12 protein-coding genes are annotated in these 15540 nt (G+C 68.7%); 8 read left to right on the top strand and 4 right to left on the bottom strand.

The features are described from left to right. The first annotated feature begins 172 nt into the window (after positions 1-172). From IB230_RS01870 to IB230_RS01850, 5 genes are all read left to right on the top strand, one after another. On the top strand, positions 173-1699 hold the full coding sequence (locus tag IB230_RS01870) for a hypothetical protein (protein WP_192268173.1): 1527 nt from the start codon (positions 173-175) through the stop codon (positions 1697-1699). Between the two features lie 116 nt (positions 1700-1815). Then, positions 1816-2232: a hypothetical protein gene (locus tag IB230_RS19660; RefSeq protein WP_225589131.1), complete on the top strand. Its 417-nt coding sequence runs from the start codon at positions 1816-1818 to the stop codon at positions 2230-2232. Beyond that, positions 2229-2933 (top strand): C39 family peptidase, encoded by a 705-nt coding sequence (locus IB230_RS01860; protein WP_192268172.1) that lies wholly within the window; start codon positions 2229-2231, stop codon positions 2931-2933. Before IB230_RS19660 ends, IB230_RS01860 begins: the two co-directional genes overlap by 4 nt. A 1-nt stretch (position 2934) precedes the next feature. Beyond that, positions 2935-3438 (top strand): hypothetical protein, encoded by a 504-nt coding sequence (locus IB230_RS01855; RefSeq protein WP_192268171.1) that lies wholly within the window; start codon positions 2935-2937, stop codon positions 3436-3438. 52 nt (positions 3439-3490) lie between these two features. Beyond that, complete coding sequence (locus tag IB230_RS01850; protein ID WP_225589130.1) at positions 3491-5017, top strand: transporter; 1527 nt, start codon at positions 3491-3493, stop codon at positions 5015-5017. A gap of 10 nt (positions 5018-5027) precedes the next feature. On the opposite strand, the gene IB230_RS01845 is transcribed toward IB230_RS01850, so the two are convergent. Beyond that, a complete protein-coding gene (locus tag IB230_RS01845) occupies positions 5028-5402 on the bottom strand; it encodes a DUF4345 domain-containing protein (protein WP_192268169.1) in 375 nt (124 codons plus the stop codon). Positions 5403-5558: 156 nt separating this feature from the next. Between IB230_RS01845 and IB230_RS01840 the strand changes: the two genes are divergently transcribed. Continuing rightward, on the top strand, positions 5559-6005 hold the full coding sequence (locus IB230_RS01840) for a hypothetical protein (RefSeq protein ID WP_192268167.1): 447 nt from the start codon (positions 5559-5561) through the stop codon (positions 6003-6005). A 10-nt stretch (positions 6006-6015) separates the two neighbouring features. Here the strand turns inward: IB230_RS01840 and hemN are convergent, their stop codons facing one another. Both hemN and IB230_RS01830 read right to left on the bottom strand, forming a co-directional pair. After that, positions 6016-7422: an oxygen-independent coproporphyrinogen III oxidase gene (gene hemN, locus IB230_RS01835; RefSeq protein WP_192268165.1), complete on the bottom strand. Its 1407-nt coding sequence runs from the start codon at positions 7420-7422 to the stop codon at positions 6016-6018. Between the two features lie 45 nt (positions 7423-7467). After that, positions 7468-8703: an MFS transporter gene (locus tag IB230_RS01830; protein ID WP_192271206.1), complete on the bottom strand. Its 1236-nt coding sequence runs from the start codon at positions 8701-8703 to the stop codon at positions 7468-7470. 173 nt (positions 8704-8876) lie between these two features. Here IB230_RS01830 and IB230_RS01825 point away from each other — a divergent pair, with 173 nt between their 5' ends. Together IB230_RS01825 and fdhD are read left to right on the top strand one after the other, a co-directional pair. Next, positions 8877-11183 (top strand): FdhF/YdeP family oxidoreductase, encoded by a 2307-nt coding sequence (locus IB230_RS01825; protein WP_192268163.1) that lies wholly within the window; start codon positions 8877-8879, stop codon positions 11181-11183. Continuing rightward, the gene (fdhD, locus tag IB230_RS01820) at positions 11173-11973 is read left to right on the top strand and encodes a formate dehydrogenase accessory sulfurtransferase FdhD (RefSeq protein WP_192268161.1); all 801 of its coding nucleotides are present in this window, start codon (positions 11173-11175) and stop codon (positions 11971-11973) included. Before IB230_RS01825 ends, fdhD begins: the two co-directional genes overlap by 11 nt. Before the next feature lie 13 nt (positions 11974-11986). Here the strand turns inward: fdhD and IB230_RS01815 are convergent, their stop codons facing one another. Beyond that, positions 11987-15538, bottom strand: coding sequence for a hypothetical protein (locus IB230_RS01815; protein ID WP_192268159.1), 3552 nt, complete (start codon positions 15536-15538; stop codon positions 11987-11989). Between the last annotated feature and the right edge of the window lie 2 nt (positions 15539-15540).

The raw sequence follows: 15540 nt of genomic DNA, 5'->3' as shown, positions 1-15540 counted from the left end.
CAAGGCGCGCCCATGTCTGACGGTCCCGGTTTGCCTGCGGACAGACGGTCGTGCCGCTAATGTTTTTTTAACCTGGGTGCCGGAACGCGCTAACGAATCGTGTGCAAGTGTGACCCGCGTCGCTTTTTAGGGGCTTCCCCTGGGCTCCGGAGCGGCCACAAGGAGACTCAACATGTGCACACGCAAGACTCTGATCGCGTCGGCGGTACTGCTGGCGCTCGGCATGACGGGACAGGCCTTCGCCCAGCAGACCAACACCGAGAACGGGACCGGCGATGACATCCTGGTCAATCTCGCTGCGGATATGAGCAACAACAGCACGAACACCGACAACTCCGACAACAGCGACAACTCGGACAACTCGGACAATTCGGACAACAGCGACAACCGTTCCTACGATGGCGACAACCGCGACAACCGCGGGCGTGCCAATGCGGAAGGCTATGGCTCCACGGCCGCGAACAACGGCAGCACGGCGACCTCGACGTTCTCCAACTCGTTCAACCAGAGCAAGGCGGTGGCCGAAACCAAGCTGATCGGTTCGGTGTCCGGCGTGACCGTGCACGACATCGGCAACGTCGCCCAGAACTGGGGCAATGCCAATGGCGGAAGCGGTGGCCGCGGCGGTGCCGGCTACGGCGGCGACGGCTACGGCGGCGAGGCCGGTGGCGGCAGCGGCAGTGGCGGCGATGGCGGCAACGGAGGCGCAGGTGGCGACGGCGGCAGCGGCGGCAGCGCCAGCATCGGCGATGCGACCGCGGGCGACTCGTCCAATGGCAGCGCCAGCATCGGCGACGCGACGGCCGGCAACGGTGGACGCGGTGGCAATGCCGACGACACCCGCGGCGCGAACGGCGGCGACGGCAGTGGCTGGGGCGCGGACGGCAACGCGACCGCCGGCAACGGTCGTGGCCGCGGCGGCGATGCCGGCGGCTGGGGTGGTGACGGTGACGGCGCCAGCGGTGCGTCCGGCGGCGACGCCGGCAGCGTCAGCGGCGACAGTGGCGCGATGGCAGGTGCATCCGGCGGCGATGCCGGTGCAGGCAGCGGCAACGTGCGCGAACGCGGCGCCGGCGACGGCACCAGTGGCGACGGCACGGCGACGGGTGGGGCCGGCACGTCCGGTGATGCCACCGCGACCGGCGGGGCCAGTACTGCAACGGCAGGCGCGGGCACCTCCGGCGACGGCACGGGCACCGGTGGCGACGGTTCCGGTACGGGCGGTGCAGGTTCCGGCACGGGCGGCGACGCGACCGCGACCGGCGGTGCCGGCAACGGCTGGGGCGGTGCAGGCGGCAGCGTGACGGCGACCGCAGGCAACGGCGGTGCCGGTGGCGATGCCAGCAACGGCGATGCCACCAACGGCAGTGCCTCGTCCAGCGCGAGCAATGGCGACGCCACGGCCGGCAACGGCGCCAGTGGCGCGGTCGGTGCGACCGGCGGCGCAGGCGGCGTGGGCAATGGCGGCGACGGCATGGGCGGCGACGGCAACGGCGGCGTCGGCAACGGCGCGACCGGCGGTGCGGGCGGTGCAGGTGGTTCCGTGGCGGTCGATGCCGGCACGTTCGACATGTCCAACAACATGACGAGCGTCGGCCAGTCCGCCGCCGGCATCATGGTGGCCGCGCAGAACAGCGGCATGGCCTCGCTGATCCAGCAGGGCATCACTGTCCAGGCGAACCTGACCGTAGGCCCATAAGCGCTCCGCAGACGTCCCGGCTCCACCGCCGGGACGTTCCGCGTGGGCGACGGTGTCCTGCAGGACGCGGGACACCGCATGGCCGCGCGGCGGACGCATGTCGAAGGAGACCGACCATGCTTACGCACCAGCAGGCCAGGCTGCGCTTCGCAACCTGGGGAATGTTCGCCGTCGCGTTCGGCGCAGCGGCGCAGGACACCGCCGCACCGGTCGACGTGCCACCTCCGGCCGTCGCCAGGCCGGCGCCGGACGTGCCCGTCGCGGCAGTCAGCGAGCTCGGGCACCCCGTCGCGATGGGGCGGCTGTCGACGATGCGCGGCGGCGACGCCAGCCAGACGGAAAACCTGATCGATGTCGACGGCTCCGTCGACGACAACACCGCCCACCACATCACCAGCGGGTCGAACAGCATCGCCGACGGCGCATTCAACAACGCCAGCGGCATCAACACGGTGATCCAGAACACCGGCAGCAACGTGCTGATCCAGAACGCGATGATCGTGACCGTCGATTTCGCCGGCGGTACGCAATGAAACGCGGCACGCGACGCTGGCGTTGGCCCGTCTACGCCGCACTGGCCTGCGCGTTCGCCGGGTTGGGGGGCGCGTCGGCCGCGACCAGCGACCTGCGCGTGCCCGGCGGTGCCTACAGCGTGCGGCTGACCAGTCTCAAGGAAGCCCGCTTCAAGACCACGCTGCCGCAGCAGTACGACTTCAGCTGCGGCTCGGCGGCCACCGCGACGCTGCTGACGCACCAGTACGGACATCCCGTCAGCGAGGTCGACGTGTTCGTGCAGATGTACAACAACGGCGACCAGGCACGCATCCGCAAGGAAGGGTTCTCGCTGCTGGACATGCGGCGCTACCTGCGCTCGAAGGGCTACGAAGCCGACGGTTTCGAGCTGCCGCTCGACAAGCTGCAGGAAGAGGGCGTGCCCGCCATCGTCCTGCTCAACGACCGCGGCTACCGGCATTTCGTGGTGGTGAAAGGCCTGCGCGACGGCCGCGTGCTGCTGGGCGATCCGGCCCGCGGCACGCGCGCGATGCCGCGTTCGCGCTTCGAGACGTTGTGGGACAACCGGGTGCTGTTCGTCGTGCACAACCGGCGCGAACGCGCCCGCTTCAACCAGGCCAGCGACTGGAAGACCGCACCCCCGGCGCCGCTCGACATGGGAATCCAGCGCGATGGCCTGCGCAACATCACCGTGCCCAGGCGCGGTCCGGGAGACATCTGACATGGACGGGAAACGACGCGCGCCACGACGCATGGCACTCCTGCTCGCCATCCTGCTGGCACCGGTGGGTGCGCGTGGGCACGGCGGCGACCTCGGCGGCGACTGGCAGCCCGTGGACCCTGCACGGCTGGCGCAGATGCGCGGCGGCTTCCAGATGCCGACCGGCATGATGCTGTCGTTCGGCATCGAACGCGTCGTCCTGCTCAATGGCGAACTGACCGCGCGCATCGCGGTGCAGATCCCGGACGTGGCGCGCATCACACCGGAACAGGCGCAGGCGCTGGCCGAATTCAATCGCGGGCTCGTCGTGCAGATCGGCGACGGCAACCGCTTCGATCCCGCCCAGGTCGCCGGCGGACTGGTGATCCAGAACACCCTCGACGGCCAGGACATCCGCACCGTCACCCGCATCGACGTAGACGTCGACACGCTGGGCGCATACCAGAACCTCAATGCCGGCAGCGCGCTCACCGATGCGCTGATCCGCTCGCCGGGCGGGCCCTGACGCGCGTCTCGCGCCGTCCACCGCGACCATCGCACACGACAAGGGGAACATCATGAAAGGGACGTCTCTGATCGAGGTCGCACCGCTGGCACTGGCGGTCGGACTGGGCGTGCAGGCCGGGCAGGCGAGGGCGCAGGATGTCCCGCTGCCGGCGACGCAGGCCCCCCCGGTGCCGACCCAGCCGTACGAGATCACGGCTGATGCGCGGTTGGATGCCCTGCAGCGGCAGCTCAACGAGCAGACCCAGCGCCTGCAGCAGATGCGCGAGCTGATGCAGGCGCAGGAGCAGCAGATCTTCAGCCTGCAGAACGCGCTGAACGACGAGATCCTGGCCAACGCGCGTGCGCGCGGCGCGCCCGCGCCGGTCATCGTGCCCTCGTTGAACCAGGCGCCGACATTCCGCGATGCGCCTGCGGGTTCGCCTACCTACATCGTCGTCGGTCCCGCACCGGCGCCGGGTTCCACACCAGAGACGGGCGGCACTTCGCCTGCCTACGACACCGGCGCGCAGGTGGCACAGGCCGCTGCGCCGGCACGCAGTCCGCAGGGTGCGCAGGTGCAGACCACGTCCGGCGATGCACAGGCGCCGCAGCGCGTGGGGCAAGCGCCGGAGAGCGACTCACGGCCGCCGGAGGTGGCGCAGATCTTCGACCAGCCCGGCGTGCTGACGCCCAAGGGCAAGCTGGTGGTGGAGCCGGCCATCCAGTACGGCTATTCGGCGAACGACCGGGTGGCGCTGGTGGGCTACACCATCATTCCGGCGATCCTGATCGGCCTGATCGATGTACGCCAGGTCAAGACCACCACCGCCGTCGCCACGCTGACCGGGCGCTACGGCGTCAACCGGCGCATGGAAGTGGAAGCCAAGCTGCCCTACGTCTACATCCACAGCGATACGGTCAGCCGCGAGATCTTTACCGGCTCCGCGCAGGACCGTGTGTTCAATGCGCGCGGCAGCGGCCTGGGCGACGTGGAACTGACCGGCCGCTACCAGCTCAACCGCGGCGGTGCCGACAAACCGTTCTACATCGGCTGGCTGCGCTACAAGAGCCGCACGGGCCGCGACCTGTTCGACGTGACCACCGACTGCGTGACCCGCTGCGTCGCCAATACCACCGGCACCGGCCTGCCGCTGGACCTGCCCACCGGCAGCGGCTTCAACGCGGTACAGCCCGGCATCACCTGGCTGTACCCGTCCGATCCGGTCGTGTTTTTCGGCAGCCTCAGCTACCTGCACAACTTCAAGCGCAGCGATGTATCGCGGCGCGTGCTGGGCGGCCAGACCGAATTCCTCGGCGACATCAAGGCCGGCGACATCCTCGGCTTCAACCTTGGCATGGGCCTGGCGCTCAACGAGAAAGCGGCCATCAGCATCGGCTACGACACCAGCATCGTCGACAAGACCAAGCAGAACGGCGAGGACGTCGCGGGTGCCGTGCGAACCACCCTGGGCACGCTGCTGCTGGGTGGCACCTACCGCTTCAGCGACCGCATGTCGCTCAACGTGGCGCTGGGCGTGGGCATCACCCGCGACACGCCCGACATGACGTTCACCGCGCGCGTGCCGATCAACTTCTGACCACGGCGTGTCAGCCGGGCCGTCCCTGCCACCACAGCCACAGGGCCACCGCCAGCATCAGCCATTCGACCGCGGCCAGCACCAGCGTGGTGGTCTCCACCGGCCACCAGCGAACCAGGCCGATGCTGCGGAAAAGCACGATCGGGACGTACAGCGCGACGGCCAGCACCAGGCCCGTGCGCATCTGCTGGCTCCACGCGAACCAGGCGAACAGGATGGCCAGCCCCAGTTGCAGGCCGCCGTAGATCGTCAGGTATTCCACCTGCCCGGAGCGGCTGAGCGAGGTATAGCCCACCGCGGCCGCGGTGCGCGCCGGTGCGACCGCGCACCAGGCGGCGAGCAGCAGGTAGACCAGGGCATTGAGGTAAAGATAGGCCGTCGCCATGGAAGCATTCCTTGGGGAATGTCCGCCTTCATGCAGGGTGAGCGGTGACGGGCCGGTGAAAGCGGGACGAATCCCGACGGCCTGCTGCGGGATGCGCCGATACCCCGCGGTGGACCACGGCCGGATGCTGCAGGCGACTTCCCGCAGGAGCCGCTCATGCCGAATCCATCCCCGACCGCCTGGTGCATCGTGCTGGCCTGCGTCCTCTGCCTGCCTCATTCGCCCGCCTGGGGCAGCGGCGCCATCCACAAATGCGCGGGCCCCGATGGCCAGTCGTCCTACCAGTCGACGCCCTGCGCGCCCACGCAGCGCACCGAATGGGTTCGTGATTATCCGGTGGCACCATCGCCGCCTGCCGCGCGTGCTACGCCCGCACCTGCGCCACGAACGGCGAAAGGGGAGGGGCGCCCGCGCGCGGCAACGCGCAGCACCGGACGCCGGCAACGGGCCGTGCAGGGCGCCGTGATTTCACTCCACAAGGATCCGGTCGCGTGCGCGCGCGCGAAGAAGTCGCGCGAGCAGGCCTACGCCCGCCTGGGCCTGAAGCGCGACTTCGCGACGAGCCGGAAGCTCGATGACCGCGTCAACGAGGCCTGCCGCTGACGGCCCTCGATCAGACGGTCCGCGAGAACCGGGGTGCGTCCGGGGCAGGCGTCGCGGGCAGGTAGCGGTCGAAGCACATGGCGATCACGCGCAGCAGCAGCCGGCCTTTCGGCGTGGCCTGGAAGCCGACCCGCGTGAAGGTGAGCAGGCCATCGTCGGCCAGCGCGTGCAGCCGGGGCAGGGCGTCGGCGAAGTACTCCGCGAATTCGATGTCGAAGCGCTTGCCGATGCGCGCGAAGTCGAGTCGCCCGTGGCACATGAGTTCCTGGATCACCTCCGCCCGCAGCACGTCGTCGCGCTCCAGCGGCATTCCGCGCCAGACCGGCAGCCGGCCATCGTCGATGGCGCGCTCCCAACTGGCGATGTCGCGTGGATTCTGGCTGAAGCTGTCGCCGATGTGGCTGATGGCGCTGACACCGAAACCGAGCAGGTCGCTCTCCGCGTGCGTCGTGTAGCCCATGAAGTTCCGGTGCAGGCCACCGCGCTCCTGCGCACGCGCCAGGTCGTCGTCCGGCAGCGCGAAGTGATCCATGCCGATGTAGACATAGCCGGCAGCCACCAGACGTTCGATCGCGCATTGCAGCAGCGCGAGCTTCTCTTCCGGCGCGGGAAGGTCGTCGGCCGCGATCCGCTGCTGCGGTTTGAACAGTTGCGGCAGATGCGCGTAGCTGTACACCGCGATCCGGTCGGGACGCGCGCCGACCACGATGTCCAGGGTGCGTTCGAACCCGGCACGCGTCTGCTTCGGCAGGCCGTAGATCAGATCGATATTGACCGAGCGCATGCCGTGGTCGCGGCACGCGGCAACGATGGCGAGCGTCTCGTCCACGCTCTGCACCCGGTTGACGGCCTTCTGCACCTTGGGATCGAAATCCTGCACGCCCAGGCTGGCACGGTTGAAGCCCACGCGCGCCAGTTCGCCGATGTCAGCGGGCGTGACGAAGCGTGGATCCAGCTCGATGGAGAAGTCCATGGTGCCGTCGGTGGAGAAGCTGAACTGGCTGCGCAGCTCCGCCACGCAATCCGCGATCTGCGCCGGCGTCAGGAAGTTGGGCGTGCCGCCACCGAAGTGCAGCTGCACCACCGGACGTCCGCTGTCGAACAGGGGCGCCATGCGCGCGATCTCGCGGTACAGGTAGTCCAGATAAAGCTCGCCGCGCGCCTTGTCGCGCGTGATCACCCGGTTGCAGCCGCAGTAGAAGCAGGGGCTGGTGCAGAACGGCACGTGCACGTACAGCGACAACGGGCGGGCATGTTCCCGACGGTTGGTGGCGGCGGCATGGTCGCGCAGTTGCTCGGCACCGAATCCCGCACTGAACTGGGGTGCCGTCGGGTAGGAGGTATAGCGCGGTCCCGGCGTGTCGTAGCGCCGCAGCAGGTCCGCATCGAACAGCGGGGAGGGAGAGACGATGCCCATGGCGCACAGGCTAGGGCGCGCGTCCTGCTGCCGCATTGATCGGGATCAATTCACCCGTGAATCGTGTGGCCTGGCCTCGGGCGCATCGGGAATCTCGGGCAGCATCTCCAGTGCGGCCGGCGTGGTGCGGAGCATTGGATGGAACCTGCCCGCATGCAGCAGCTCCCGCACCTTGAACAGGCGACGGCCGCCCGCCACCAACGCCAGCACGCCCAGCGTGCCGGCGAAGAACAGCGGCAGCGCCGAGGGACCTGACCACTGCATCAGCGCACCCGCCACGGCAGGACCGATGGCGGCACCGATGCCGTTGAGCAGCAGCAGCGCACTGCAACCGGCCAGCAACTGCTCCGCCGGCAGGCGATCCAGCAGGTGCGCGACGGCCAGCGGATACAGCGCGAACGCCAGTCCACCGAACAGGAAGAACAGGGCATGCGCCTGCGCATCGAAACGCAGCGCGAGCAGCGCGGTAGCCGCACCGGCCGCCGCGACCAGGGCCAGCGTGCTGCGCCGGTCGCCACGATCGGAGAGACGGCCGATCGGCAGCTGCAACGCGGCACCGCCTACGATGGTGACCGCCATGAACGTGCCGATCCCGGCCCGGTCGAGGCCGAGCGAGGCGGCGTACACCGCGCCCATGCCCCAGAACGCGCCCAGCGCCAGTCCGGCAAGCACGGCGCCCGCCGCGGCACTCGGTGCGACGCGGCAGATCTGCAGCAGATGGATCTTCGGCGCCACCGTCATCACCGGCGGCACCAGACGGGTGGCGCTCACCGGCAGGATCGCCAGCGCGAACAGGATCGCCACCACGCTGAACAGCACCGCGCTGCGGGGAGGTTGCAGATCCAGCAGCAACTGGCCAGCGGCCAGCGCCAGCAGCGACACCACCATGTACACGCCGAACACGCGGCTGCGATGCTCCGGTGCGGCCTGCGCGTTCAGCCAGCTCTCGATCACCGTGCACAGGCCCACCAGCGCCATGCCGGTCACCACGCGCAGCAGCATCCAGCCCACCGGCTCCATCCACAGGGGATACACCAGTACCGCGGCAGCGGCCAGCGCGGCATGGAAGGCGAACGCACGGATATGGCCGACACGGCGGATCAATGGCGGCGCCGTGAACGTGCCGAGGAAGAAGCCGACGAAATAGCCCGACATCACCAGCCCGGTCGTCCGTTCGCCCCATCCCTCGGCCTGGCTGCGCATCGCCAGCAGCGTGCCCAGCAGTCCGTTGCCGCCCAGCAACAGGGCGACACTGGCGAGCAGGGCGGTGATGGGAAGCACGATTCGGAGCACGAGGCGGGATCGATACCGGGTCGAGGACGTTCCGCATGCTAGCAACCCGATGCTGAGCGACCGGTTCACATGCGCTGCAGGCGCTTGTCGCGCGTGTTGCGCGATGCCATCGGGTATCCTGCTGCGGTATCGGCGATGGCATGCAACGACGGGATGTTCCGATGACTGAGCGCAAGATTCCGGGCATCGACGAGTACGAAGGCGCTGCCGGTGGCTGGGGTGCGCTTGCTGCCGTCGCGCGGGCGGTGAAGAGCCAGATGGCCGTCGGCCGCGAGACCTCGGCCCTGCGCCGCGTCAACCAGCCGACCGGTTTCGATTGTCCGGGCTGCGCCTGGCCCGATCCGAAGCACACCTCGTCCTTCGAGTTCTGCGAGAACGGCGCCAAGGCGGTGTCGTGGGAGGCGACCGGCAAGCGGGCGACGCCCGAATTCTTTGCCGGACACACGCTGGCGGAACTGTGGGAGTGGAGCGACCACGCACTCGAGGACGAAGGCCGCCTAACGCATCCGATGGCCTACGACGCCGATGCGGACCGCTATGTGCCGATCAGTTGGGAGGATGCCTTCGCGCGTATCGGCGATGCGTTGCGCGCGTTGCCGCATCCCGACATGGCCGAGTTCTACACCTCCGGGCGAACGTCGAACGAGGCCGCCTTCCTCTACCAGCTGATGGTGCGCGAGTACGGCACCAACAACTTTCCCGACTGCTCGAACATGTGCCACGAGGCCACCAGTGTCGGCCTGCCGGCATCCATCGGTGTGGGCAAGGGCACGGTGACGCTGGACGACTTCGCGCACTGCGATGCACTCTTCAGCTTCGGCCATAACCCGGGCACCAACCACCCACGCATGCTGTCCACGCTCCGCGAGGTATCGAAGCGCGGCGTGCCCATCGTGGCGGTGAACCCGCTGCGTGAGCGCGGGTTGGAGCGCTTCACCTCGCCGCAGCACCCGGCGGAGATGCTGACCAATACCGCCACGCCGATCGCGCAGACCTACTACCAGGTGAAGATCGGCGGCGACCTGGCCTTGCTGAAAGGCATGATGAAGTGGCTGCTGCAGGCCGATGCGGACGATCTCGCCGCCGGTGGCGCCGGCGTGCTCGACCATGCCTTCATCGCCGAGCACACGGAGGGCCTCGATGGCTTGCGCGAGGATCTGGCGCGCACGTCGTGGGACGAGATCGTCGAACACTCCGGCCTGTCGCGCGAGGACATCGCCGCGGCCGCGGCGCTCTATGCGAAGGCGGAACGGGTGATCCTCTGCTACGGCATGGGCATGACCCAGCACCGGCGCGGCACGCAGAACGTGCAGCAGATGGCCAACCTGATGCTGCTGCGCGGGAACGTCGGCAAGCCCGGCGCCGGCATCGCGCCGATCCGTGGGCATTCCAACGTGCAGGGCGACCGCACCGTCGGCATCACCGAAAAGCCGACGCAGGCGCTGGTCGATGCCATCAAGCAGCGCTACGGCTTCGAGTTCCCGCTGACGCATGGTCACGACGCGGTGGAAGCGGTACGCGCCATCCGCGACGGCCGCTCGCGGGCGCTCGTATGCATGGGCGGCAACCTCGCCGTCGCGATGCCGGACCCCGAGACCACGATTCCCGCGATGCGCACGCTCGACCTTGCGGTGCATATCGCGACCAAGTTGAACCGCTCGCACCTGATTCCGGCGAAGCAGGCCTTCCTGCTGCCCTGCCTGGGGCGTACCGAGCGCGACGTGCAGGCCAGTGGACTGCAATCGGTGACGGTGGAGGATTCAATGTCGATGGTGCACGCCTCGCAGGGCGGCCTGCCGCCGGCATCGGAGCACCTGCTGTCCGAACCCGCCATCGTTGCCGGCATCGCGAAGGCGACGTTGCCGCAGACGAAGGTGGATTGGGATGGCCTGGTCGGCGACTACGACCGCATCCGCGACGACATCGAAGCGGTGTTCCCGATGTTCAGTGACTTCAACCGCCGCGTCCGCGAGCCGGGCGGATTCCGGCTCTACATCGGTGCGTCCGAACGCGACTGGGGCCCGGGCAGGAAGGCGCGCTTCCTGGTGGCGCCCGGTGTTGGTGAGGATCCCGACACGGGGCGCAGGGACCTGCTGACGTTGACCACGATCCGTTCGCACGACCAGTACAACACCACCATCTACGGTTTCGACGACCGCTACCGCGGGGTCAGTGGACGTCGCGACGTGGTGTTCCTCAATCGCGAGGACATGCAGTCGCGGGGACTGCAGCACGGCGACCGGATCGAGGTGGCATCGCATGTCGCCGACGGTGCGCCGTCGCGCGCGATCTCGGGCTTCATCGCGGTCGAGTACGACCTGCCGCGCGGATCGGCCGCGATGTACTACCCGGAAGGCAACCGGCTGGTGCCGCTGGACAGCCACGATCCGCAATCGGGTACGCCCGCCTACAAGTCCATCCCGGTGCGGGTGCGCAAGCTGTCCGTTGCGGATGCGCATGCCGACTGATCGCATCGAAGGCGTGGCGCGACGCGAGGTCGTCGACGTCACCGGTGGCGTATCCACGCCGCGGCAGGATCATCTGGCCGAAGAAGTACCGCTCGCCGTCCATGGCAACGGCGAGCCGCTCGCGGTGATGATGGGCTCGCCGTGCGATCTGGCCGACTTCGCCCGCGGTTTCGCGCTGACCGAGCTCGGTGTGGCCGGCGAAGGCCTGCTGTCCGTGACGGTGGAGACCTTGCTTGAAGGCATCCGGATCGACATCCGGACACGCGATCCGCTGCCGGTGCGTGCCGACCGATGGCTGCCCGGTCGCAGCGGTTGCGGTATCTGCGGCAACCGCGCCCTGGAGGATGTGGTCAGGCAACCGGAGGCGGTGGCGAACGGGAGCCTTATCGCATCGTCGGCGTTGGCCATCGCACTCGCGCAGCTGGAACAGCGTCAGCCCTTGAATGCGGCCACCGGTGCCATCCACGCCGCGGCATGGGCAAGCGTGGACGGCACGCTGATGCTGGTCCGCGAGGATGTGGGCCGCCACAACGCGCTGGACAAGCTGATCGGTGCGATGCTGCACGAAAGCGTCGACGTGACGTCGGGTTTCGCGCTGGTGACCAGTCGTGCGAGCTACGAGATGGTCGCGAAGGCGGCGATGGCCGGCATGCCATTGTTGGCCGCGATATCGGCGCCTACCGCACTGGCCGTCGACCTGGCGCTGGGATGCGGACTCACGTTGGTGGGCTTCCTGCGCGAAGGACGGCATGTGGTCTACAGCCATCCGGAGCGGCTCACGACCCCGTGAGCCGGCAGGGTCGTCAGTAGTAGCCGGCGATGTTGAGGAACCAGCCCTGGTAGTCGTAGTCGAGCTGGGTCAGGTCGCCGCTGAAGTCGGTGAAGTTGTAGCCCACGCCGACCTTGAAATGGTCGCTGATCTGGCGGTCCACGCCGACCAGCCAGCCGCTGCGGTCGCCGCCGTCGCGCACGCGCAGCCAGCGGTGTTCGGCCAGCGCGTCCCAGCGACGGATCAGGTGGTAGCGCAGCTGCAGCGCGGCGAAATCGGTCCGGCTGTCCAGCCAGACGCCCTCGCCTCGGCCCAGCCGGTACTCGCCCCAGCGGCCGGCGAGCTTGCCCGCCATCTGCCAGCGGTCCGCCATCTGCCAGGTACCTTCCAGCGACAGCACGTGCGAGCGCTGGTCGTACTGGTCGGCATCGATCTGCCCGGCGGAGATGCGGTCGTAGAGGTAGGTGTACTTGCCGAATGCCGCCCAGCGCGTGCTGTCGTGCGGGCGCCAGGCGAATCCGAGGCTGGCCTCGGCCAGCTTCGCACCGGCGGCGGGATTCAGGTCGTCCTGCGTATCGGCATAGTTCGCCCGCAGCGCGATGCGCCAGTCCTCGTTGACGCGATGGAGCAGGCGATGCGTGGTGACCCACTGCTCGCGCTGCTCGGCGCCGCTGTCGTGCCGGTACTCCAGCTTGCTCGACCAGTCGGTGCGCGCATCGGTGCGGCCGCCACTCACGCTGTAGGCGCGGCGGTCGACGCGGCCGGTGCTCGTGTCCAGCGTGCCGTCCATGACGGTGAAGCCGAGATTCCATGACGGGGCAGGGCGGAAGTCCATGCCCAGCGTATGCACCAGCCCTTCGCTGCCGCGCCGGCGCTCCTGGATGAACTGGCTCTCGTTGTAGACGTTGACCTGCGAGTTGAGCTGCCAGCGCTGGCCCAGTGTCCAGCCGGTCTGCAGGCTGCGGTCGAACAGCGCGTCGCGCGTGGTGCGGTCGGTGCTGTAGCTGTAGGCGCCGTACACGGTGTGGTCGGGACCGAAGCGGTACTCGCCGTCCACCTTCGCGCCCTGGCCGCGGCTGCCGCTGCTCGCCTCCAGGCCCACGCTGGAGCGGTCGCCGAACAGGTACTTGCCGCCGAGCGTCAGCAGGTCGTTGCGTTCGTAGCGTCCGCCATCATCGTCCAGCGTGTACTGGCCGACGCCGTACAGTTCCCACGTCGCGCCGATCCGCTGCCGGTAGCTCAGCGCCAGCAAGGTGGCGTCGATGCCGACGCCCGAGACTTCTTCGGACAGTTGCCGCACTTCGCCGCCAAGGCGACCGTCGGGCGTGATCTGCCAGTCGGCGGTCAGCTGGGTCTGCTCCAGCGTGTTCGCGCCGCGTTCGGCATGCGTGTAGCGGCCGTAGAGGCTGAAGTTCTTGTTGAGGTAGCCGAGGAATTCCGCGCCGTACTCCTCGATGGCTTGGCCCGAATCCTGCCGGCTGATCGAGAAGCCCGCATCGACCTCGCGCCGCCATGCGCCCATCGACCACTCGTTCTCGGTCCAGCCCAGTTCCTGCAGGTTGGCGCGCGCCTCGATCAGGCGCGCCGTGCCGGAGCGCGCGTCGGTCGCCGGATTGCGCTGCACGAAACTCAGGCCGCCGTTGTCCGAGTAGAACACCGGTGCCACCGTCGCCTCCGTGCGGCTATTCTCCACCCGCACGTAGGTGCCACGACCGGCCTGCAGCGTCACGTCGGCGGCACGCAGCGAATAGTCGTCGCCGCCGCGGTTCTCGTCGACGTAGGTGCCGCCCACGGCGAGGTGGTCGCCGAACCAGTGCCGACCGCGCAGGCCGATGGTGGTGTCGTCGCCATCGAAACCGGCGGGGACGTATTCGTAGTCGACCAGCAGCAGGTGCCGCCACCCGTCCAGCGGGGCGTCCCGGGTCAGCGTGCGCACGTTCTCGCGGGTGATCTGGCTCAGCGGACGCGTCAGCAGCAGGCGGCCCTGCAGGTCGTCCATCTCATAGTCGACGCCGGACTGCAGGTTGACCCGCGTCTCGACGCGCCCGGTGGTGGGGTCGCGGACTTCCAGCACCACCTGTTCCGAGCCTGGCAGCACGTCGGTATGGCGCAGGTAGTACAGGCTGCCGCCGGTGCCGAGGAATTCGGTATGGCCCATCGCGGTCTGCGCCTCGGAACCGAACACCTTCAGCAGGCTGCGCGGATCGCCGAGCGACGTCGCGGCGCGCGAGCGCCAGTCCAGCGCGGCGCCATACAACGCACGCGGATACTGCGCGTACTCGGTGCCGTCGAAACCGGTGAGGAAGTTGCCCCACACGGCGCGGTTCTGGTCCCATTCCGCGCGCACGTACAGCTTGCCCTGGCTGTCGACGTCGCGGTACGTGCGCGAGTCGTCGCCGTACACGGGGTAGTACTGGTCCGGATCGAGGCGGCGGAAGATGTCGTACGGCTGCGCATCGAAGAAGCCATCGAACAGGTTGCCCAGTTCGCTCTCGTAGGTATCGGCCTGCGCGGTGACCAGGTACTTGCCGCGCCACTTGCCCTTGGCGTAGAACGCCAGCCGGCCTTCGCTGAGGAAACCGTCGTCGCGCTGGATGTCGTCGGCCAGCGCGTCGGTGGAACCACTGGCCTCGTTGCGCGTCAACGTCAGGTCCGCCAGCGCGGTGACGAAGACGTAGCGCCCGGTGACGTCGACATCGAGTGCGGTCTCGGCCACGACGTCCTTGCCGTCCGTGACCTTGACGGCGTAGCGGTGCGAACCGACCGGCTGCAGGAATTCGGCGACGAACTTGCGCTCCTGGTCGATCGGGAAGACCTGGCCGTCGATGGTGACCTGCATCGTCGACGGGATCTGCTGGCCGAGGATGCGCACGCGCGAGCCGTACACCGGGATGTTGCGCAGGCGCAGGTTGCTGGTGCCGTAGATGGAATCGCTGACCTGCAGCGATTCGGCGCCCAGCGTGTCGACGGTGTCGTTACGCTCGCGCTGCAACTGGTCGCGCAGCACCTGCACGCCGCGCGCATGGTCGGCCGGTGTCACCAGTTGGATGATCTGCGCCGCGGTCTCGTCGAAACTGCCATCCGCCGCATGGGCGCGCGCCACGTACTGCAGCGTGTCGCCGACCTGCGGGCGCAGCTCGTCTGGCAGCACGCCGTCCCATTGCGCCTGCGTCACTGCGCCGACCGGCAGCTCGAAGGTCGCGACCGGACGCACGCGGTCGAGGTCGGTGCCGCGATAGACGCGCACTTCCAGGCGGTCGTAGAACGCGGCGTAGTTGCTGTAGCCGTGGAAGCGCACCGGCTGGGTGATGCGGCCGTCCTCGAACGGCACCATGGAAGCGGCCTGCACGTTGAGCACAGGTTCGCCGAGCGTGGGATCTTCGATTGCCCACAGCGTGCCGCCCTGCGGCAGGTCGACGACGAAACGGCCCAGGCTGCCGGCCGGTCCCTGGAAGGCGGGATCCGGCGCGCCCGGGGTGGCGACGGCGGGCGTATCGGGCGGCGCTTGCACCGGCTGCGCATGCGAGGCGAATGCCGTATGCAGCAGGGCAACGCCGACGGCGATCATCAACGGAGAGGCGCGCATGG

This window comes from Pseudoxanthomonas sp. PXM01, from assembly GCF_014851815.1.
GTDB lineage: Bacteria > Pseudomonadota > Gammaproteobacteria > Xanthomonadales > Xanthomonadaceae > Pseudoxanthomonas_A.
Note: the sequence above shows the minus strand (reverse complement) of the source record. Positions and strands in the feature narration are given on the sequence as shown.

Coding starts and splice junctions, on each gene's coding strand:
- IB230_RS01850 (WP_225589130.1), top strand. CDS start 3,491: ATGAAAGGGACGTCTCTGATCGAGGTCGCACCGCTGGCACTGGCGGTC.
- IB230_RS01860 (WP_192268172.1), top strand. CDS start 2,229: ATGAAACGCGGCACGCGACGCTGGCGTTGGCCCGTCTACGCCGCACTG.
- IB230_RS01815 (WP_192268159.1), bottom strand. CDS start 15,538: ATGCGCGCCTCTCCGTTGATGATCGCCGTCGGCGTTGCCCTGCTGCAT.
- IB230_RS01825 (WP_192268163.1), top strand. CDS start 8,877: ATGACTGAGCGCAAGATTCCGGGCATCGACGAGTACGAAGGCGCTGCC.
- IB230_RS01840 (WP_192268167.1), top strand. CDS start 5,559: ATGCCGAATCCATCCCCGACCGCCTGGTGCATCGTGCTGGCCTGCGTC.
- fdhD (WP_192268161.1), top strand. CDS start 11,173: ATGCCGACTGATCGCATCGAAGGCGTGGCGCGACGCGAGGTCGTCGAC.
- IB230_RS01870 (WP_192268173.1), top strand. CDS start 173: ATGTGCACACGCAAGACTCTGATCGCGTCGGCGGTACTGCTGGCGCTC.
- IB230_RS19660 (WP_225589131.1), top strand. CDS start 1,816: ATGCTTACGCACCAGCAGGCCAGGCTGCGCTTCGCAACCTGGGGAATG.
- hemN (WP_192268165.1), bottom strand. CDS start 7,422: ATGGGCATCGTCTCTCCCTCCCCGCTGTTCGATGCGGACCTGCTGCGG.
- IB230_RS01845 (WP_192268169.1), bottom strand. CDS start 5,402: ATGGCGACGGCCTATCTTTACCTCAATGCCCTGGTCTACCTGCTGCTC.
- IB230_RS01855 (WP_192268171.1), top strand. CDS start 2,935: ATGGACGGGAAACGACGCGCGCCACGACGCATGGCACTCCTGCTCGCC.